Consider the following 17,279-nt stretch of genomic DNA (forward strand, 5'->3'; position numbering starts at 1 on the left):
AAGCAGCAAAGGAGGGGGGAGAAGCGCCGCGCCCCCCCCCCCCCCAAACACAAACCCCCCCCCCTCTCCCCCCCGCGCCGTTACGGCTGCTGGAAGCCCGCCTCCCGCAGCAGCTTCTGCGCCGCCGGGGTGCTCAGCCACTTCACGAACGCCGCCGCGGCCGCCGAGTGCTCCGATGCCTTCAGCGTCGCGGCCGGGTAGGAGGCGACGGCGTTCTGCGCGTCGGGGATGTCGACGGCGTCGACCTTCTTCGGCGCGGTGGCGGCGTCGGTCTTGTAGACCAGGCCGGCGTCGGCCTCACCGAGCTCCACCTTGCTCAGGACGGCGCGGACGTTGGGCTCCTGCGAGACCGGCTCGACCTTCAGCTTCTGGGCGTCCAGCACCTGCTTGCTGTAGCGGCCGACCGGCACCTCGGAGGCGGCGAGCACGACCTTCAGATCGCTCTTGGCGAGGTCCTTGAGCGCGGTGATCTTCTTCGGGTTGCCCTCACCGGTCGCGATGACCAGGCGGTTCTTGGCGATGACGGTCGGGGCACCGGTGTCGACCTTCAGGCTGTCCATGGTCTTGGTGTCGGCGGTGACCAGGGCGTCGGCGGGGATGCCCTCCCTGACCTGGGCGGCCAGCTCCTGGGAGCCGGCGAAGGAGAACTTCACCTTCGTGCCCGGGTGGTCCTTCTCGTAGAGCGCGCCGGCCTTCTGGAAGACATCGGTCAGCGACGAGGCGGCCAGCACGGTCAGCTCCGCCTTGGTGGTGCCGCCGGACTTCGCGTCGCCGTCGTCCTTCTTCTTGTCCGCTCCCTTCCCGCAGGCGGCGAGCGGAACGAGCAGGGCGGCGGTGACGATCGCGGCGGCGGCGCGGCGCCCGGTGACGAGCTGGGGCATGAGGCGTGACTCCTTGTGACGCGGGACGGCGGACGCCGCCCGAGCGGATGGGAATAGCCGCGCCGTGGACGGGCGACGCCGCTGGGGTGGGGCAGCTGACGTCGGCACGGTGGGGACGCTCCGGCTGCGGTGCTGCCGCGGTGGGTCGGGTGCGATGGGTCAGGTGCGGTCGACGTGCACGCTGGTGGACTTCACACGGGCGGTGGCCTGCATGCCGACCTCCAGGCCGAGCTCCTCCACCGCTTCCCGGGTCAGCAGGGACACCAGGCGGTGCGGACCGGCCTGGATCTCGACCTGGGCGGCGACATCGCCGAGCGTGACGGCGGTGACGATGCCCGGGAAGGCGTTGCGCGCGGAGGTGTACGAGCCGTCGTCCTCACCGGTGCCGTGCTGCGCCACCTCGATGGAGAAGGCGGCCAGATCGCGGCCGTCGATGAGGCGGCGCCCGCTGTCGTCGCGGTGGGTCGCGACTCTGCCGGCATCGGCCCAGCGACGCGCCGTGTCCGGGCTGACGCCCAGCAGCCGCGCCGCCTGACCAATCGTGTAGGACTGCATGTGCGACAAGATATGCAGCTCAAGGTCGCATCTGCAATCCACCGGGCGAACCTATATGGCAGGTGCCAGCCCGAGGCCGGGCGCCTTGGAGGAACGGACGAAGTACGGCGCCCCGGGCAGACGCGCGAAGGGGGCGCGGACTCGGGGGCGGGGAGGGCCGCGACGGCGGCGCCGGCGGCTAGAGTGCCGATCACCCGGAGCACAATACGGGCATTCCACCCTCCGCCCCTCTCCATCCCTCTCCGCTCCCTTCTCCCTTCTCCCTTCTCCCTTCTCCCGCGAGGTACGTCCATGAGCCTGAGCATCCGCAACCAGATGTCCGGCACCGTTCTCACCGTCTCGCCCGGCGAGGTCATGGCCACCGTCAAGGTCCGCCTGGAAGGCGGCCAGGAGATCACCGCCGCGGTCACCCTGGAGGCCGTCGAGGAACTCGGCATCACCGCGGGCTCCGAGGTCCGCACGCTGATCAAGTCCACCGAGGTCGCCCTCGCGACCGGCGCGGTCGGCGGGCTCAGCATCCGCAACCAGATCCCCGGCACGGTCACCGATGTCGCCACCGGCGGCGCGATGGCCGGCGTGAAGGTCGCGGTCGCGGGCGGCGAGCTGACCGCCGCGATCACCAAGGACGCGGTCGAGGACCTGGGTCTGGCCGCCGGTTCCGAGGTCACCGCGTTGATCAAGTCCACCGAGATCGCGCTCGCCGCCGCCTGAGCACACCGCCCGGCGAAGTCCCCCGTCCGGCGGGTGACTTCGGGCTCCAGCGGCCGCTACGGCCGCTCCGGCGGGGCGCAGGTGCCGACCCAGATGCCGGTGATCGCGCTGATGTAGCGCGCCCCGCAGCGATCGGAGGGCACCACGAGCTGACTGCCCGCACCGTCGAGCCCGCGCCCGTCCATGGCCGTGGCCAGCAGGATCGGCGCGTCGCCGAAGTCCGGGTCGATCTCCGCCCAGGACAGCACCGTGTGGTGCCCGTCCCCGCCGGTGACGGCCAGCAGATAGCGCGAACGGTCCTTGCGCCGCCGGGCGTCGAAGGCGGGCTCCGCCGCGTCGATGACGTCGCGCAGCAGCGGCCCGTGGAAGGTGTGGTGCTGCGGACCGTTCTTGGCGCAGTCGAAGACCACCGCGGCTCGGTGCTGCCGCCACCGCTCCCGCAGGTCGGCGACGGTCAGCGCGAGCGGACGGCGCAGCTGACCACGGATCACCAGGCGCCGGGCGTCGGCGCGTACGGCATCCTCGGGCGCCGCCGGACGAACGGCGGTGGTGCGGGACGGCGGGTCGATTCGGCTCGTTCGCGTCATGGGAGTCCCCCTGGAGGCGATCCGTACAGCGGCGGCTGCCTCCCAGTGATGCCCGAGTGAGCCGGACTTGAACCACACATGCCACCCTCATGTGCACTTCTGCTTTGCCGCTGTGAGAGGAAATGCGGCATGAGGGCGGCATATTCGAGGTTTACGATGTTGGGACCCGCATTCGCCTCGTGAAGGTGAGCGTGCCGGAATTCGCCTCCGGCAGCCGCGCAAGGAGCCAGCACATGCACGTCCACGATCTCCTCCAGGTCGACTCGCTCGATCTGACCCTGCTGTGGGGCGAGGGCCCCCTGCTCGACCGGGAAGTCCGCGGGGTCACCACCACCGACCTCGCCGACCCGGCGGGGTCGCTGCGGCCGGGCGAGCTGGTGCTGAGCGGTCTGGGGTGGTGGGCGCCCGGCAGCGACCGCGCGCGGGCCGACCGCTTCGTCTCGGCGCTGTGCTCGGCCGGGACCGTCGCGCTGCTGGCCGCCGAGAAGGCGCACGGCGAGGTTCCCGAGGCGCTCGTCGACTCCTGCCGTGCGCACGGCGTCGTGCTGGTGGCGGTGCCCGCGCACACCACGTTCCGGGCCGTCGCCGAGGCGCTGCGGCCGGACGAGCGGCCGGCGGCCGACGAACTGGTCGCACTCCTCGACGCCCGCCCGGCCGACGGTGCGGCGCTCGACGCCGCGCTGCGCACCTGCGGGCTGCCCGCCACCGGTCCGTACCGGGTGCTGGTGGCCGCCCTCGGCGGTGCGGACGGCGACAGGGCAGTGAACGCGCTGACCGAGGCGTTGCGGCGCTCCCCCGGTGAGCCGTTCGCGGTCGGCGGGCTACCGGGTGGTGAGGCGGTCGCCGTCGTCCATACGGCACCGGAGGCCGAGGGGCCGGGCGGCCGCACCCCGCTGGACGAGGCGTGGCCGACGCTGCACGCCCTTCGGCAGGCGGTGCCGCACGCGGGGGTCAGCGCCCTGGTACCCGCCGCCGAGGGGCTCGGTTCCGCGCTGGACCAGGCCCGTTACGCCCTGGCGGTGGCCCGCTCCGAGGCACCGGACGGTACCCGGGTGACCCGCGTCGACGACCTCCACACGATAGGTTCCCTGTTCGCCGGGGTCCCGGCCGATGTCCGCAGGGCCTTCAGCAGCCGGGTGCTCGGCCCGTTGGGGCGCGGCGGCTCCGCCTCGCACCGGATGCTGCTGGAGACTCTGGAGGTCTTCCTCGCGCAGCACGGGTCATGGGCGCGTACCGCCGAGAAGCTCCGGCTGCATGTGAACACGGTGCACTACCGCATCCAGCGCATAGAGATGCTCACCGGCCGCGACCTGTCCCGGCTCGACCACAAACTGGACCTGCGGGCCGCGCTGCTGTGCCGCTGAGCCTGCTGTGCCGATGAGCCTGCCGGGCCGCTGGGCCTGCTGTGCCGCTGAGCCTGCCGGGCCGGACGCGCCGGGTGCGGTCTCCCCGCGGCTCAACTCCGGTCGCCCGGCCGGTCGATATGCACATGGGTGGACTTCACCCGGGCGGTGGCGGTCACCCCGACCTCGATGCCCAGTTCCTCGACCGCCTCCCGGCTGACGACCGACACCAGCCGGTGCGGCCCGGACTGGATCTCGACCTGGGCGATCACGTCGTCCATGGTCACCTTGGTGACGATCCCCGCGAACGAGTTCCGTACGGACGTCAGCACATCGCCGGGCACCGGATGCATCCCGGCGGCCCGCTCCTTGGCGAACGCCGCGAGGCTCACCCCGTCGATCATGCGGTTCCCCGCGCCGTCCCGGTCCATCCGCAGCTGACCGCCGTCGGCCCACCGGCGGACGGTCTCCGCACTCACTCCCAGCAGTCCGGCTGCCTGACCAATGCTGTACGTCGGCACCTTGGCACTCTAGGGCAGCGGAGGGCGAAAGCTCGCCGCCTGGACTTTTTCCCCTCCAGGTCTTTTCCGCTCCACGTCTTTTGCGCTCCACGTCTTCTGCGCTCCACGTCTTTTTCCCCTCCGCCCACCCCCCTACGGGGGGTGGGCGGGTGTAGAGGAGCGGTCCGCGCAAACCCGCACCGCCGAGAGGAAAACCCTCGCAGCACGGACACCTCCGAGAAGAAGGCCCGCCCAGCACGGCAGCACCGCGGCACGGCCCCCTCACGCACCCCCACACGCCCCCACGCGCACCCTCCCCTCCCCCTCACCCCGCTCACCCGCTCGCCCCCTCACCCGCTCAGATGCCGCCCGAAGAACTCGCACACCCGCTGCCATGCCTCCTGCGCGACCTGCGGGTGGTAGCTGGGGCGGTTCACCGCGAAGAAGGCGTGCCCGGCGCCCTCGTAGGTATGGAACGCATGGACCTTGCCAAGTTTGCGCAGCGCGTTCTCCAGCTCCGCCGTCTCCTCCGGGGACGGGTGCTGGTCCTCGGCGCCGAAGAGGCCGAGCAGCGGGCAGCCGAGGTCCTTGGCCAGATGGAGGATCGGTTCGACGGTGAGCGGGGAGTCCTCGGGCGGGTGGCGGGTGATGAAGCCTCCGTAGCAGTCGACGGCGGCCTGGAGATCCAGGCTGCAGGCCGCGAGGAAGGACTGACGGCCGCCGGAGCAGTACCCGATGGTCCCCACCCGGTGGTTGGAGGAGCTCAGTCCGCGCAGATAGCGGGCGGCTCCGGCGACGTCCCCGACCAGACGGGCGTCGGGAACCCCGCCCCGCGCGCGGGCCACCGCGGCCGCTTCGTCCGGGTCGGCACCGGGCGCCTCGCGGCTGTAGAGGTTGGGGCAGACGGCCAGGAAGCCCTCGGCGGCGAACCGGCGGGTGATCTCCTTGCTGCCGGTGTCGTAGCCGGGCATGTGGTGGATGACCACCACACCCCCGACCGGCCCGGGGACGAGCGGCCGGGCGGCGTACGCCTCGATGAGGTCGCCGCCGTGGCCGGTGAGGGTGACGGTCTCTGCCAGGAGTGCGTCGTACATGGGGTCCCTGCCCTTGCCTCGGTCGGTGGCGGTAGGGGGCGGGCCGCGCGGCGGTGCCGGCCCCTGCGAGAGATCTTCCAGCGCGGGGAGCGCGTCGTGCGGCAGGCGCTACCGGTCGGGGGCCGGCCGGCCGATCCACCCGGCTCGCACGCCGAAGGACGCCGCCCTGAGGGGCCGACCCGCCGACCGTCACCCTGAGGGCCGTCACCCGGGCAGCTGCCACATATCACCCGGCCATCCCTCAACTCCCCATGAGGCGGGGGAACTTGATGGAACGCATGGCGGCATCACATATGACGTGAAGTCACACGAACCGCCTAATGTTCCGATTTTTCCCGTTGCGACCCATAAAGGGCGATGTGAATCTGGTATCCCATTCGCCAAAGGAGTTGATCGCATGGTTACTGACCGCACAGCGCCCGTCGAGACGGCCTTCCTGGCCGCCGAGGTCGAGGGACTGCTGGAACCCGCCGAATCCGACGGTGTCTTCCGCGACACCCGCGAGTGCGCAGGGGTGCTGCTGCTGGCCGCGCTGCTCCTGCTCTCGCCTCCCACCCCCCGGCCCAAGACGGACACTCGCTGAGGGGACAAAGCGTTGGCTGAGCAGACGCAGGGAGCAGTCCCGCTGAGCGCTGTGATTGCCGATGCCGCAACAGAGGTCGCCCTCGCCCTGCGGGGCGAGGGCGACCCCTATGCGTTGTCCGGCATTCTGCAGCAGGAGAACGCGCTGACCCCAGCCGCCGTTCGGGTGCTCGGCGCCGATGCGCTCGCGCCGTACGCCGTGGAGCACCGGGCGGCGCCGTTCGGCGCGGACGACGAAGCGGTGGTCAGGCAGGCGCTCGCGGCCTATCCGCCGGGAACCGATGCCTCGCAGGTGTCGGTGTGGACCTACCGGGGCCTGGTCGAGGCCGCGCACGCGTTTCTTCCCGGAGGCGCACAGCACTGGCCGGCGGCGCCCGACGCCGACACCGAATGGGTGGGGCTCGACCCCTGGCCGAAGCTGTCGCACCGGGTGTCGCAACTGGCATCGCTCGCGCTGCCCAAACTGGCCTCGGGTCTCGCCGAGCAACTGGCCACCCGCACCGACGATCTGTCCCGCGGCTTCGTCCGGGCGGTGCGCCGGCGGGACTGGCCGCAGGCGGCCGGTCTGGGCCGCTGGCTGGCCCGGCTGCCCGAGGTGCCCCAGACCCTGGGGCTGGACAGCGGGCTGGCGTTCGTCCGCCAGATGGGCGGCGCCGACCCGCGGGTCGCGCTGCACGTCGCGGCCGCCCAGCGCTTCCACGGGAGGGGCTGGTGACCGCCGCCGACAGCGACCCCGGGCTGCTGGACCGGATGGTCCAGGGCAGCCTGGGGTGGCTGGAGGAGGCGCGCGGGCTCTTCCGCCTGCCTCCGGACGTGACGACCGACGCCGATCCCAACCTGACCCTCAAACCCCTCGGCGAACTGGCCGAACTGACCCAGCTGATCGGGGTGCTGCACCCGCGGGACGACATCCGCCAGACGGCCCGCGGCCTGTTCTCGTTCGCCTGGAACGAGACCCGGGACGGCGAGCTGTTCGCCGAGCTGATCCGCGGTGAGCCGTTCGCCACCTATCCGGCGGAGCTGTACGGGATCTTCGCCCAGGCCGGGCTGCGCCACGCCGAGGCCGACGATCTGCTGCAGACCACCATGCGGCTGCGCGGCTGGCGGGTGGCGCGCGAGGACCACACCCGTACGCTCGGCGTGCTCAACACGGAGCGGCGGATCGGACTGCGGCCGCACGCCGACTTCGCCGCCGTGCTGGCGCTGACCGGCCTCGGCCGGCTGCCGGAGCCGTGGGCACTGGACCGCAGGGCGGCCTACGGCATGACCCATGACGTCTTCCACCTCACCGACTGGGGGCGCAACCGGCAGCGGCTGTCGCCCGAACTCGCCGGCTATCTGCGGCTGTGGCTGCCCTCCTGGCTGGAGAACTGGCTGGAGGAGCAGCTGTGGGACCTGGTGGGCGAGCTGCTGGCCGTGACGGCCTGCCTGCCCGCGGCTCCGTACCACGCGGTGGCCTGGGAGCGGCTGGCCGAAGCGCAGGCGGCCGACGGCAGCGTGCGGGAAATCGGCACGGCCCCACCCCCAGGCGATCCGCACGGGGCCTTCCTCGCCTGCTACCACTCCACCCTGGTGACCGCGTTCGCCGCCACCCTCGCCCGGATCGCCGCCGACGAGGCCGAGGCCGGTCCGTCGGCCGGCGGCCCGGCGCTGGTGGGCGGGCGGACCCTCTGTGAAAGCGAGACAGCCACGTGATGGTGACGGCCGCATCCCCCGCCCTGCTGCACAGTGTCGGCGACCGGGCCCTGTCCTGGCTCGACGAGCACCGTGAGCGCTTCCGGCTGACCCCCGAGGACTTCGCCACCAACGCCGCGGTCGCCGAACGGCTCAAGCCCATCGGGGAGCTGGCGATGAACATGCAGGTGCTGTTCCGGGAGGGCGTGGCCGGGTCCCGGCAGAAGACCCGTGCCGGGCAGCTGCTGGACTTCGCCTGGCGGGAGCTGCTGGACGGCGGCAACGTACTGGCCCGGCTCCAGTGCGACGAGCCGCTGTCCCCCGTGCCACTGGAGGTCTATGCGCCCTTCCACGAGCTGGGCCACCGTCATCCGGGGCTGGAGGAGCGGGTGGAGGTCTGCCGGCGCACCGGGACCTGGGCGGCGCTGGAGATGCCGGCCAACCGGCGGCTGGGTGTGCTCAACGCGGAGCGCAAGCTGGGCCTCGTGCCCAGCAGCGACTTCGGACAGGCCGTGGCCCGCACCTGGCTGGGGCAGCTGGCCGAACCCTGGACGGTGCAGCTGCACATCGCCTACGACCTCACCCACACCGTCTTCCACCTCACGAACTGGGGCGAGAGCCCCGAGGGCATTCCGCCGGCCATCGCCGACTACCTCACGCGGTACCTGCCGGCCTGGATGAACGACTGGGCGGACCTCGAACACTGGGATCTGCTGGGCGAGCTCCTCGTCGTCGACGCCTGTCTGCCGCGGCCCTCGCTGGACGCGGCGCTGTGGGAGCGCTACGCCGCCGCGCAGGCGGCCTCCGGCGCGATGCCGGTCCAGCACGGGATGCCCGAGGGGGACCCGGCGTCGGTGTTCGACCAGGTCCACCACCCCACCCTGGTCGCCGCGTTCGCCTCCGCGATGGCCACCTCCCGGGCGATGTCCGCGGTCTGATGGGCTCGGCACGCGGCGTCGCGCTCGCCGACCGCCTCGCGGACGCGGTCACCCTGATCGACGCCCCGGACGTGGTCCTCGCGGTCACCCGGGGCGGGCTGCGCACCGTGCTCACCGGCGGCACGGCCCTCACCCCGCCCACCCCGCGCCATGCGCTGCGCTACGAAGTGGGCTCGCTGTCGAAGACCTTCACCGTGCTGCTGCTGGCCGACCTGGCCAGGGCCGGGGTGCTGAGGCTGGACGATCCGCTCGCCGCGCATCTGCCGGGCCTGTCGCTGCCGCACCCGTGCTCCCGGCGGATCACCCTGCGGCATCTGGCCACCCACACCTCGGGACTGCCGCGGATCCCCACCGACCTGATCCCCGGCGCCCTGCTGCACCCCTCCGTCAACGGGTACGCGGCCTACGACACCGAGCGCCTGCTGCGCACCTTCGCCCGGACCCGGCCCCGGAACCGCCCCGGTACCCGCTGGCGCTACTCCAACTTCGGGCTGGCGCTGCTCGGCCCGGCCATGGCCCAGGCCGCGGGCACCGGTTACCCGGCCCTGCTCACCGACCGGGTACTGCGCCCGCTCGGGCTGGCGGACACCACTCTGGGCCCGGGGGCCACCGGCACCGACGCCATCGGCCACCGGGCGAACGGGGTGACGCCGGTGCGCAGCACCGACATGGGCGCCTTCGCCGCCATCGGATCGGTCCGCGCCACCCCCGGGGATCTGCTCGGCTACCTCGAAGCGCACCTCTCCCCCGAGGACACCCCGCTGGCGCTGCCGCTGCGCGACGTCCAGGTCCCGCTGCTGCGCCGCGGCTGGCGGCGCCGCAACACCCACACCCTGACGTGGTTCCAGCACCCGGCCCCGCGCGGGCCGCTGCTCTTCCACGTCGGGGCGACCTTCGGCCAGCAGGCGTTCCTCGGCTACCACCCGGCGTCGCACACCGGCCTGGTGGCGCTGGCCACCCGCCGCGGGAACGGCTGCCGGATGATCCCCACCGCCTACGAGCTGCTGTACACGCTGGCCGGCGAGCCCGCCGCCTGAACCGGTTCGGCGGTCACAGATCGCCGGCCAGGATCCGGGCGAGGGCGGCCTCGGGGCGCTCCTCACTGGCCTGGTGGAAGAGCTCGGCGTAGGCGTCGTCACCGATGGCCGCGCGGGCCTGCCGCTCGCACTCCTCGCGCACCGCGCGCAGCTCGGGGGTGCCTCGCTGGGGATGCCCGACGGTGCGCCAGATGGCCTGGCCGCATCCGTAGACCCGGGCGGCCGCGGCGCCCTCGCCCTGGGCCGCCAAGGCCGCCGCGAGCACGTCCAGGCCGAGGGCGATCCCGAACTTGTCGCCGATGTCCTGCTTGGCGGCGAGCATGGCGCGGGCGTGCCCGGCCGACTCCGCGGGGCGGCCCTGGAAGAGCGCGACCAGGGAGAGCTGGTAGTCGGTGTAGGAGCGGGTCCAGTGTTCGCCGCGCTCCGCACAGCCGCGGCGCAGTGCGGTGGCCTCGGCGCGGGCCTCGTCGAGCTTGCCGAGGTTGGTGAGCGCGAAGATCCGTACGAGGTGGCAGCGCAGCCGTCCGGGTGCGTCGAACGGGCTGGTGGGCGGCGCTCCGAGGACCTGCTCGACGACGGTGTACGCGGACATCGGGCGGCCGGCCATCAGATGGGTCAGGCCGATGAGGTAGCCGGCCTCCAGCACCTCCCCCGCGTCGTCGCCCGCCCGCGCCGCGTCGGCGCACTCCACGCCCAGGGCGTCGGCCAGCTCCAGATCACCCTGGAGGAGTACGGCGACGCCCAGCGTCCACAGCGCCCGGGTGCGGGCCCGGCTCGGTCCCTGGTGCGCGGCGAGGGCGCGGGCGGTGTAGTCGCGGGCCTCGTGCAGATGGCCGCAGCAGCTCCAGAAGAAGCCGATCGAGGCGCTGAGTTCCTGGGCCCGCTCCGGGTCGGCGTCCAGGAGGTGGTCCAGGGCGGCGCACAGGTCGACATAGGCGTCGGCGACCCGGCGGTACCAGCCGACCTGCTCGGGGCCCGGCCAGCCCTGTTCGGCGCGGCGGCCGAACGCCACGAAGTGCGCGGCGTGCCGGTCCGCGAGGTCCGCCGTCTCGTTCAGCTCGCCGAGCCAGAGCCGGCCGTACTCGCGCAGCGTGTCGAGCATGCGGAAGCGCGAGCCCTCGCGGGTGAGCACCGACTTGGCGGCCAGCCCGGCGAGGACGGTGCGCACCTCCTCCTCGGGGAGCGGGCCGCCGGCGCAGACCGAGGCCGCCGACTCCTCGTCGAAGGTGCCCCGGAAGACGGACAGCCGGGCCCACAGCAGCCGCTCCAGGGGTGTGCACAGCTCATGGCTCCAGCCGATGGCGCAGCGCAGCGTCCGGTGCCGCGGGAACCGCGTCGGCGGGTCGCCGTCGAGCGCGTCGAAGCGGGAGGTCAGCCGCTCGGCGATGCGCTCCACGGAGGTGCCGGCCAACTGGGCGCCGGCCAGCTCCAGGGCCAGCGGAATGCCTTCCAGGCGCCGGCAGATGGTGTCGGCGGCCGCCGCGTGCCGGGGGTCGGTCAGCCGCAGGCCGGGTACGGCGGCGCCGGCCCGCTCGGTGAACAGGGCCAGCGCGTCGTTGTCGCCGGTCCAGGGCAGCGGGCCGATCTCGGTGGTCCACTCGCCGACGAGGTCCAGCGGCTGCCGGCTGGTGACCAGCACGGTCAGGTGGGGGGCGGCCGTCAGCAGGTCTCCGAGGAGATCGCGGCAGGCGTCGACGAGGTGTTCGCAGGAGTCCAGGACCAGCAGCAGCCGTTTGTCGGCGAGCCATTCGCACAGCGCCGCCGCGGGAGTGCGGGCCGTGTGGTCGGCCAGGCCGACGGCGTCGCAGACCGTTGCCAGCAGCAGCCCCGCGTTGTGTAACGGCCACAGTTCGGCCCACCAGACACCGTCGGGGAACCGTGGCGCCGCCGCGCGGGCGGCTCGTATGGCGATGCGGGTCTTGCCCACGCCACCGGGCCCGGTCAGGGTGACCAGCCGGTGGTCCGTCAACTCCTGGCCGATCTGCCGTAGTTCGGCCCGCCGGCCGATGAAGCTGCTGGTTTCTTCGGGAATGCTGCTCGCCACCAGGCCAGTTTGCCCCAGCTTCGGCGTCGGGTGGCGGAGGGTGGCGTGGGCGCTCCGCGGCGCGAAGTTGACGACTGCGGGCGGGCCGGTGGCGGTCAGGGCGTGACGATGGGGAAGGTGGGGTCGGGGAGGCTGAGGAGGCCCAGGAGCTGGTTGAGCGCTCCGGTCCCACCGGCGTGGTCCCCCTCGGGCGGCCCCTGGCCGGCGAGGACGTCGAGCAGTTGGGGCTTGGTGAGGGTCAGGGTCAGATCGGGGCCGGGGTCGCCGGACGGGGTGGGGGCGCCCGGCGAACTGAGATGGGTCAGGGCCCCGTTGGACAGCGTCAGATGCCAGGTCCGGTCCTCGTCGGGGAGGTAGAGGTCGAGGGTGAGCGGGGTGGACCAGGCGCGCGGGCCGTCGATGCGGGTGGCGAGCGCGTCGAGGAGCTGGTCGACGGTGCGGGCCCGGTCCATTTCGGGGACGGCGGTGGCGGGCCGTGGCGCGGCGAGGGTGCCGCGCAGCTCCATCGCGCCGGTGAGGTAGAAGTTGCGCCAGGTGCCGTTCTCGCAGCCGTGGCCCAGCCGTTCGTAGACCAGGGCCAGTTCGCGGCGGGCGCGGAGGTTCTTGGGGTCGGCGAAGACGGCGTGGTTGAGGAGGGTGGCGGCGAACCGCAGATCGCCCTCGGCGGCGTACCGCTTGCCCGCGTCCACGGTGGCCTCGACGCCGCCCATGGTGTCCACATAGCGCTTGGCCTGCTCGACCGGAGGGTGCTCCCACAGGTGGGCGGGGTTGCCGTCGAACCATCCCAGGTAGCGCTGGTAGATCGCCTTGACGTTGTGGCTGAGCGAGCCGTAGTAGCCGTGGTGGGCCCACTCGCGCGCCAGGCCCGGTGGCAGCCGCAGCTCCTCGGCGATCTCGGGGCCGGTGAGCCCCTGGTTGAGCAGCCGCACGGTCTGGTCGTGCAGATAGGCGTACAGGTCGCGCTGGTTGGCCAGCAGGGTCCTGACGCGGTCCTTGCCCCAGGTCGGCCAGTGGTGGGAGGCGAAGGCGACCTCCGCCTGGTCGCCGAAGAGGGCGAGCGCCTCGCCCAGGTAGCGGGACCAGGCGCGGGCGTCGCGGACGGCGCCGCCGCGCAGCGACAGGACGTGGTGCAGCGTGTGGGTGGCGTTCTCGGCCAGGCAGAGCGCACGGTGCGCCGGGAAGCAGAAGTTCATCTCGGCGGGCGCCTCGGTGCCCGGGGTGAGCTGGAAGGCCAGGTGCACACCGTCGAGGATCTCCTCCTGGCCGGTGCTGGTGATGTCCACGGTGGGCGGGACCAGGGTCATGGTGCCGGTGGAGTGGGTGGCGCCCAGACCGCAGCCGATCTGGGCGTCCGGCGCCTTGGTGAGCTCGGCGCCGTACATGTAGACGGCGCGCCGGGCCATCGCGGGTCCGGCGTAGACGTGCTCGCCGACCGCTTGGGCGAGGAAGCCGGCGGGTGCGAGCACCGGAACGGGGTGGTGGCCGGGCGGGAGCACGCCGCGGGCGCCGCCGAAGTGGTCGCCGTGCGAGTGGGTGTAGATCAGGCCGGTGACCGGCCGGTCTCCGCGGTGCTTGCGGTAGAGCTCCAGGGCCGCGGCGGCGGTCTCCGCGGAGCGGAGCGGGTCGATGACGATCACGCCGTGATCGCCTTCGACCAGCGTCATATTGGACAGGTCCAGACCGCGGGCCTGGTAGATGCCCTCCGTGACCTCGTACAGACCCTGGCGGCTCACCAGCCGGCCCTGGCGCCACAGTCCCTCGTGGGCGGTGTCGGGACAGTTCTGGGCCAGGAATCCGTAGGCCCCGGCGTCCCAGACCACCCGGCCGTCGTCCATGGTGACCTCGGGCGGGTCGAGCTCCGCGATGAACCCGCGGTCGGCGTCGGCGAAGTCTTCGTGATCATCCACGGGCACAGCGGTCACGGGATGCTCCCTCTCCGGGGCGGTCGCCCAGAGCCAAATAGCCCCTACCTCGATTATCCCTGTCCGGGCGGCGGCCGCACGCGTGCGCAGGGGCCCCGACGGCCCCGCCCCGACGCGCCGCGCCGGGGCGGATCACCGCCGGATCAGACCGGCTCGGCCTCGATGAGGCAGAAGCGGCTGGGCTCCGGGAGCGGGACGACGGTGCGCAGGGCGAAGCCTGCGGCGCGGCACAGCTGGTCGAAGTCGTCCCGGGTGCGCTCCCGGCCCTCGACGTTGACCAGCATGTTGAGGTCGCTGAGGTAGAGCGCGCCGGACTCCGAGGGGTCGACACCGGAGGCCGAGGGGTCGACGACGGGCGGCAGCACCGGCTCGATGATCAGCAGCCGGCCGTCGTCGGGGATCGCCTTCCGGCAGTGCCGCAGGATCGTGGTGCACTGCTCGTCGTTCCAGTCGTGGATCACGCTCTTGAGGAGGTAGAGGTCGGCGCCCTCGGGAGCGGTGGCGAAGAAGTCCCCGGCGACGAGGGAGCAGCGCCCGTCCAGCCCCTCGTCCGCCAGCCTCGTACCGGCCTGGGCGAGGCCCTCCGAGCTGTCGAAGAGGATGCCGCGGAGCGCGGGGTGCGCCTGGAGTATCGGGGCGAGCAGGGTGCCGTCGCCGCCGCCGATGTCGGCGACGGTCCGGAAGCGGCCGAAGTCGTAGGCCGCGGGGACCAGCGCGGCGGTGTCGCGGGTGGCCTGGCCCATCGCGGCGTTGAAGTCGGCGGAGAGCTGCGGCTGTTGGGCGAGGTAGCCGAAGAAGTCCTGGCCGAAGGCCGTGTCGAAGGAGGGCCGTCCGGTGCGCACGCTGTCGTCCAGCAGCTCCCAGGCCCGCAGGATGGTGGGATCGGTGAACATCCGGGAGAAGGACCGCAGCGACTCGGGGTGGTCGCTGTGCAGCAGGGCACCGGCCGGGGTGGTGGCGAACGTTCCGGGAGACCGCTCCACGAGCAGTCCGAGTCCGGCCAGCGCCCGCAGTAACCGGCCCATGGCCTGCGGTTCGGCGGCGCACTCCTTCGCCAGCTCGTCCGCGCCGCGCTCGCCGTCCCCGATCAGGTCGACGATCCCCATGCGGGCCGCGGCGCCCAGCGTGTGTGCCGCCATGCCGCCGTAGGCGATCCGGACCAGCGCGTCCCGGGCCTCATCCGATGGCTGCTTCTCGTACGACATGGTGCGACACCTCTCCGGTCAACGGCGTTACGGGCAGGGCCCGGCAGGGCACAACACGCAGGTGACGTCGTTGCCCCACAATGAGTTAGGCAAGCCTAACTACAAATGATCAACGGGGCAACGCCCCCTTCGCCCGCGCACCACCCGGGAGAGGAGAAACGCCGCTGTCCCCGTACGACGACCGCCCCTTCGGCGAGATCGCCGAGTCGTTCCGACACCAAGCCCTCCCCCACCCCCGCACCCCGTCGACCGGGCGCTCGCGCGGCTGCCCGCGCGGCGCCGCACGGCTCGCACGGGCCGCGGCGATCGCCGGCCTGATCCTGGGCATCGCCCTGGCGCACGGCCTGCTCCTCGCGAGCGGGCTGATGCTGGCCGGACTGGCCGGCCACCTGTCGGCCGAGGGCCGCGCACGGCGCCGGTAGCCCGCACACACGCAGCCGCCGGCCCGCCCGCCACCCGAGGGAGGCAGGCGCACCGGCGGCCTGTCACACGCCCCCGTTCAGGGAGCGCACATCATGTGGCGCTGCGGCTCCTCGATGCCACGGCGACACACATGGCGCCCAGCAGGAACGTCAGAACACCGATGATGAGGTTGTTCCAGATGACGCCGGCGTCCGGGCTGCTGCCGACGATCCACGGCGAGATGATCATCCATACCCCGATCGCGCACATCGCACCGCTCAGCCCGTACATCCGCTCGGGCGCCACGGTGAATCCCACCGCCAGCAGGGCGATCGCGATGCCGAGGATGAGGTTGTGCACCACGAGCGGAGGTTGCGCGAGGGCGAAGTGGACGATCCACGGCGAGACGGCGCAGTACAGGCCGACCAAGAACACCGGACCGTCGACGAGTACGACATCACGCCCACCGAGCACCCGCTCATAGCGAGCCCGCATCTCGGAAGCGTCGGGGTGACCGGCGAGATCTCCCCTGTGGTGTGAGACGTCGGCCATACGACTCGCCTCCTTCGCTCGCAAGCCTGGCCGTTTCGCGTGGCATCGGGCCGCGCACCTTTATTCTGCGCTTATGTCGCCTTTATGTGTAGATGAGGCGACAGGTGAATTCTGAAGCATTCCAGCCACACCCCCGCTCACCTGCGGTCCAGCGCCCGCCCCAGGCCCAGATTCCAGCGCCCGCCCCGACCGCTCAGCTCGGTCGCGGTGAGCGGCGGGACATCGAGCCGCCAGAACGCGTCCGCGGGCACCCGCAGCGCGCACACCGCCGCGGCCCGCACGACGTCCGGTTCGACGACGGCCACCACCCGGCCCGCGTCGAGCGCCATCCGGGTCAGCCAGCCCGCGACCCGGTCGCACAGCGCCCGCAGCGACTCCCCGCCGTGCCCGTCGAAGTCCGGATCGCTCAGCCAGCCGGAGACCGCGACCGGTTCGGCGCCGGCGACCTCGGCCAGGGTCCGACCGCGCCAGGCACCCATCGCACAGCCCGCCAGTTCCGGCGCGGAGCGGGCCGACAGCCCCAGCTCCGCGGCGGTCTCCCGGCACCGGACGGAGGGCGAGGCGAAGATCCGGTCGGCGGCCGGCAGCGATCCGGCCGCGGCCCGCACGCGGCGCAGCCCGGCCTCGCTCAACGGGCCGTCGTCGTCGAAGCGCACCTCGCGCTGGGCGTCGCCCGCGGCCGGTGAGACCAACATCACCCGAGTCGTCACGCCGTCTCCTTCCGCTACCCACCGCCGTCGTCAACGGGCCGTCCGTACTGGGCAGTTGCCCGGCGGGCGCGCCCCGCCCTGCGCCACTCCGCCCCCTCCATGGCCTTGGCCCGGTGGCCGGTTCACGGTACCTTCCCGATCGTATTGACGATGACATGACGGAAGCCGGTGAAACTCCGGCGCGGTCGCGCCACTGTATGTCCGGTTTTTACCAGCCCAAAAGGGCCAGGACCGGATGAGCCAGACCCGGCATGCCATCTCGCACTCCACTGAATAGGGACGCGAGTTCCCCCTAATAGGAGGTCCTGCCATGGCTCAGACCATCGCACCCCCGGCCACCGGCGCCGTCGCCCCCGCTCCGCTCCCCCTCAAGGCGATCGCCCCCTGGGCGGTCTTCGGCATCGTCCTGATGATGGTGCTGCTGTACTTCGTCGGCGCCGAGCAGGGCGCCACCTCGGTGTTCTCCGGAACTGACGTGCACGAGTGGGTCCACGACGGGCGCCACCTCCTCGGCTTCCCCTGCCACTGATCGGACCCGGCAC

At 72.6% G+C, this 17,279-nt stretch carries 18 protein-coding genes; 8 read left to right on the forward strand and 10 right to left on the reverse strand.

The annotated features are described in order from the left end of the window. Positions 1-80 precede the first annotated feature (80 nt). Complete coding sequence (modA, locus tag ACZ4NB_RS01360; protein WP_467657532.1) at positions 81-881, reverse strand: molybdate ABC transporter substrate-binding protein; 801 nt, start codon at positions 879-881, stop codon at positions 81-83. A 159-nt stretch (positions 882-1,040) separates the two neighbouring features. Further along, complete coding sequence (locus ACZ4NB_RS01365) at positions 1,041-1,436, reverse strand: TOBE domain-containing protein (protein WP_467657533.1); 396 nt, start codon at positions 1,434-1,436, stop codon at positions 1,041-1,043. Positions 1,437-1,727: 291 nt separating this feature from the next. On the opposite strand from ACZ4NB_RS01365, the gene ACZ4NB_RS01370 reads away from it, so the two are divergent. Beyond that, positions 1,728-2,147, forward strand: a complete 420-nt coding sequence (locus ACZ4NB_RS01370) for a TOBE domain-containing protein (protein WP_467657534.1) — start codon at positions 1,728-1,730, stop codon at positions 2,145-2,147. A gap of 56 nt (positions 2,148-2,203) precedes the next feature. On the opposite strand, the gene ACZ4NB_RS01375 is transcribed toward ACZ4NB_RS01370, so the two are convergent. Beyond that, positions 2,204-2,734 carry a molybdopterin-dependent oxidoreductase gene (locus ACZ4NB_RS01375; protein WP_467657536.1) on the reverse strand — a complete coding sequence of 177 codons (531 nt, stop codon included), beginning with the start codon at positions 2,732-2,734 and terminating at the stop codon, positions 2,204-2,206. Between the two features lie 233 nt (positions 2,735-2,967). Between ACZ4NB_RS01375 and ACZ4NB_RS01380 the strand changes: the two genes are divergently transcribed. Next, on the forward strand, positions 2,968-4,098 hold the full coding sequence (locus ACZ4NB_RS01380) for a PucR family transcriptional regulator (protein ID WP_467657537.1): 1,131 nt from the start codon (positions 2,968-2,970) through the stop codon (positions 4,096-4,098). A 92-nt stretch (positions 4,099-4,190) separates the two neighbouring features. Here ACZ4NB_RS01380 and ACZ4NB_RS01385 read toward each other — a convergent pair whose 3' ends face one another. Both ACZ4NB_RS01385 and ACZ4NB_RS01390 read right to left on the reverse strand, forming a co-directional pair. Next, entirely contained in the window at positions 4,191-4,598 is a 408-nt protein-coding gene (locus ACZ4NB_RS01385; RefSeq protein WP_467657538.1) for a TOBE domain-containing protein, read from the reverse strand. Between the two features lie 329 nt (positions 4,599-4,927). Beyond that, positions 4,928-5,671: a dienelactone hydrolase family protein gene (locus tag ACZ4NB_RS01390; RefSeq protein WP_467657539.1), complete on the reverse strand. Its 744-nt coding sequence runs from the start codon at positions 5,669-5,671 to the stop codon at positions 4,928-4,930. A gap of 397 nt (positions 5,672-6,068) precedes the next feature. Here ACZ4NB_RS01390 and ACZ4NB_RS01395 point away from each other — a divergent pair, with 397 nt between their 5' ends. Genes ACZ4NB_RS01395 through ACZ4NB_RS01415 form a run of 5 tightly spaced genes read left to right on the forward strand, consistent with a single transcriptional unit; the run spans position 6,069 to position 9,902 of the window. Beyond that, positions 6,069-6,254 carry a hypothetical protein gene (locus ACZ4NB_RS01395; RefSeq protein WP_467657540.1) on the forward strand — a complete coding sequence of 62 codons (186 nt, stop codon included), beginning with the start codon at positions 6,069-6,071 and terminating at the stop codon, positions 6,252-6,254. Between the two features lie 12 nt (positions 6,255-6,266). Then, positions 6,267-6,968 (forward strand): hypothetical protein, encoded by a 702-nt coding sequence (locus ACZ4NB_RS01400; RefSeq protein ID WP_467657542.1) that lies wholly within the window; start codon positions 6,267-6,269, stop codon positions 6,966-6,968. Then, on the forward strand, positions 6,965-7,948 hold the full coding sequence (locus ACZ4NB_RS01405) for a DUF6895 family protein (protein ID WP_467657543.1): 984 nt from the start codon (positions 6,965-6,967) through the stop codon (positions 7,946-7,948). Before ACZ4NB_RS01400 ends, ACZ4NB_RS01405 begins: the two co-directional genes overlap by 4 nt. After that, the gene (locus ACZ4NB_RS01410) at positions 7,948-8,865 is read left to right on the forward strand and encodes a DUF6895 family protein (protein WP_467657544.1); all 918 of its coding nucleotides are present in this window, start codon (positions 7,948-7,950) and stop codon (positions 8,863-8,865) included. Before ACZ4NB_RS01405 ends, ACZ4NB_RS01410 begins: the two co-directional genes overlap by 1 nt. Next, positions 8,865-9,902, forward strand: coding sequence for a serine hydrolase domain-containing protein (locus ACZ4NB_RS01415; RefSeq protein ID WP_467657545.1), 1,038 nt, complete (start codon positions 8,865-8,867; stop codon positions 9,900-9,902). Before ACZ4NB_RS01410 ends, ACZ4NB_RS01415 begins: the two co-directional genes overlap by 1 nt. Positions 9,903-9,915: 13 nt before the next feature. Here the strand turns inward: ACZ4NB_RS01415 and ACZ4NB_RS01420 are convergent, their stop codons facing one another. The 5 genes from ACZ4NB_RS01420 to ACZ4NB_RS01440 form a co-directional block, all read right to left on the reverse strand. Beyond that, positions 9,916-11,946 carry an ATP-binding protein gene (locus ACZ4NB_RS01420; RefSeq protein ID WP_467657547.1) on the reverse strand — a complete coding sequence of 677 codons (2,031 nt, stop codon included), beginning with the start codon at positions 11,944-11,946 and terminating at the stop codon, positions 9,916-9,918. A 95-nt stretch (positions 11,947-12,041) separates the two neighbouring features. Further along, positions 12,042-13,868, reverse strand: coding sequence for an alkyl/aryl-sulfatase (locus ACZ4NB_RS01425; RefSeq protein ID WP_467657548.1), 1,827 nt, complete (start codon positions 13,866-13,868; stop codon positions 12,042-12,044). Between the two features lie 143 nt (positions 13,869-14,011). After that, complete coding sequence (locus tag ACZ4NB_RS01430) at positions 14,012-15,073, reverse strand: methyltransferase (RefSeq protein ID WP_467657549.1); 1,062 nt, start codon at positions 15,071-15,073, stop codon at positions 14,012-14,014. Between the two features lie 513 nt (positions 15,074-15,586). Beyond that, the gene (locus ACZ4NB_RS01435) at positions 15,587-16,027 is read right to left on the reverse strand and encodes an SPW repeat protein (protein ID WP_467657551.1); all 441 of its coding nucleotides are present in this window, start codon (positions 16,025-16,027) and stop codon (positions 15,587-15,589) included. Positions 16,028-16,164: 137 nt separating this feature from the next. Then, positions 16,165-16,737, reverse strand: coding sequence for a histidine phosphatase family protein (locus ACZ4NB_RS01440; RefSeq protein WP_467657552.1), 573 nt, complete (start codon positions 16,735-16,737; stop codon positions 16,165-16,167). A gap of 310 nt (positions 16,738-17,047) precedes the next feature. Between ACZ4NB_RS01440 and ACZ4NB_RS01445 the strand changes: the two genes are divergently transcribed. Next, the gene (locus ACZ4NB_RS01445) at positions 17,048-17,266 is read left to right on the forward strand and encodes a CbtB domain-containing protein (RefSeq protein WP_407285603.1); all 219 of its coding nucleotides are present in this window, start codon (positions 17,048-17,050) and stop codon (positions 17,264-17,266) included. The last annotated feature ends 13 nt before the right edge of the window (positions 17,267-17,279 follow it).

The sequence above is a fragment of the Streptomyces sp. NPDC026575 genome (assembly GCF_055567415.1).

What these genes read in the sequence shown, in the direction of transcription:
- modA (WP_467657532.1), bottom strand. Translation starts at nt 881, where the DNA reads ATGCCCCAGCTCGTCACCGGGCGCCGCGCCGCCGCCGCGATCGTCACC.
- ACZ4NB_RS01365 (WP_467657533.1), bottom strand. Translation starts at nt 1,436, where the DNA reads ATGCAGTCCTACACGATTGGTCAGGCGGCGCGGCTGCTGGGCGTCAGC.
- ACZ4NB_RS01370 (WP_467657534.1), top strand. Translation starts at nt 1,728, where the DNA reads ATGAGCCTGAGCATCCGCAACCAGATGTCCGGCACCGTTCTCACCGTC.
- ACZ4NB_RS01375 (WP_467657536.1), bottom strand. Translation starts at nt 2,734, where the DNA reads ATGACGCGAACGAGCCGAATCGACCCGCCGTCCCGCACCACCGCCGTT.
- ACZ4NB_RS01380 (WP_467657537.1), top strand. Translation starts at nt 2,968, where the DNA reads ATGCACGTCCACGATCTCCTCCAGGTCGACTCGCTCGATCTGACCCTG.
- ACZ4NB_RS01390 (WP_467657539.1), bottom strand. Translation starts at nt 5,671, where the DNA reads ATGTACGACGCACTCCTGGCAGAGACCGTCACCCTCACCGGCCACGGC.
- ACZ4NB_RS01395 (WP_467657540.1), top strand. Translation starts at nt 6,069, where the DNA reads ATGGTTACTGACCGCACAGCGCCCGTCGAGACGGCCTTCCTGGCCGCC.
- ACZ4NB_RS01410 (WP_467657544.1), top strand. Translation starts at nt 7,948, where the DNA reads ATGGTGACGGCCGCATCCCCCGCCCTGCTGCACAGTGTCGGCGACCGG.
- ACZ4NB_RS01415 (WP_467657545.1), top strand. Translation starts at nt 8,865, where the DNA reads ATGGGCTCGGCACGCGGCGTCGCGCTCGCCGACCGCCTCGCGGACGCG.
- ACZ4NB_RS01430 (WP_467657549.1), bottom strand. Translation starts at nt 15,073, where the DNA reads ATGTCGTACGAGAAGCAGCCATCGGATGAGGCCCGGGACGCGCTGGTC.
- ACZ4NB_RS01435 (WP_467657551.1), bottom strand. Translation starts at nt 16,027, where the DNA reads ATGGCCGACGTCTCACACCACAGGGGAGATCTCGCCGGTCACCCCGAC.
- ACZ4NB_RS01445 (WP_407285603.1), top strand. Translation starts at nt 17,048, where the DNA reads ATGGCTCAGACCATCGCACCCCCGGCCACCGGCGCCGTCGCCCCCGCT.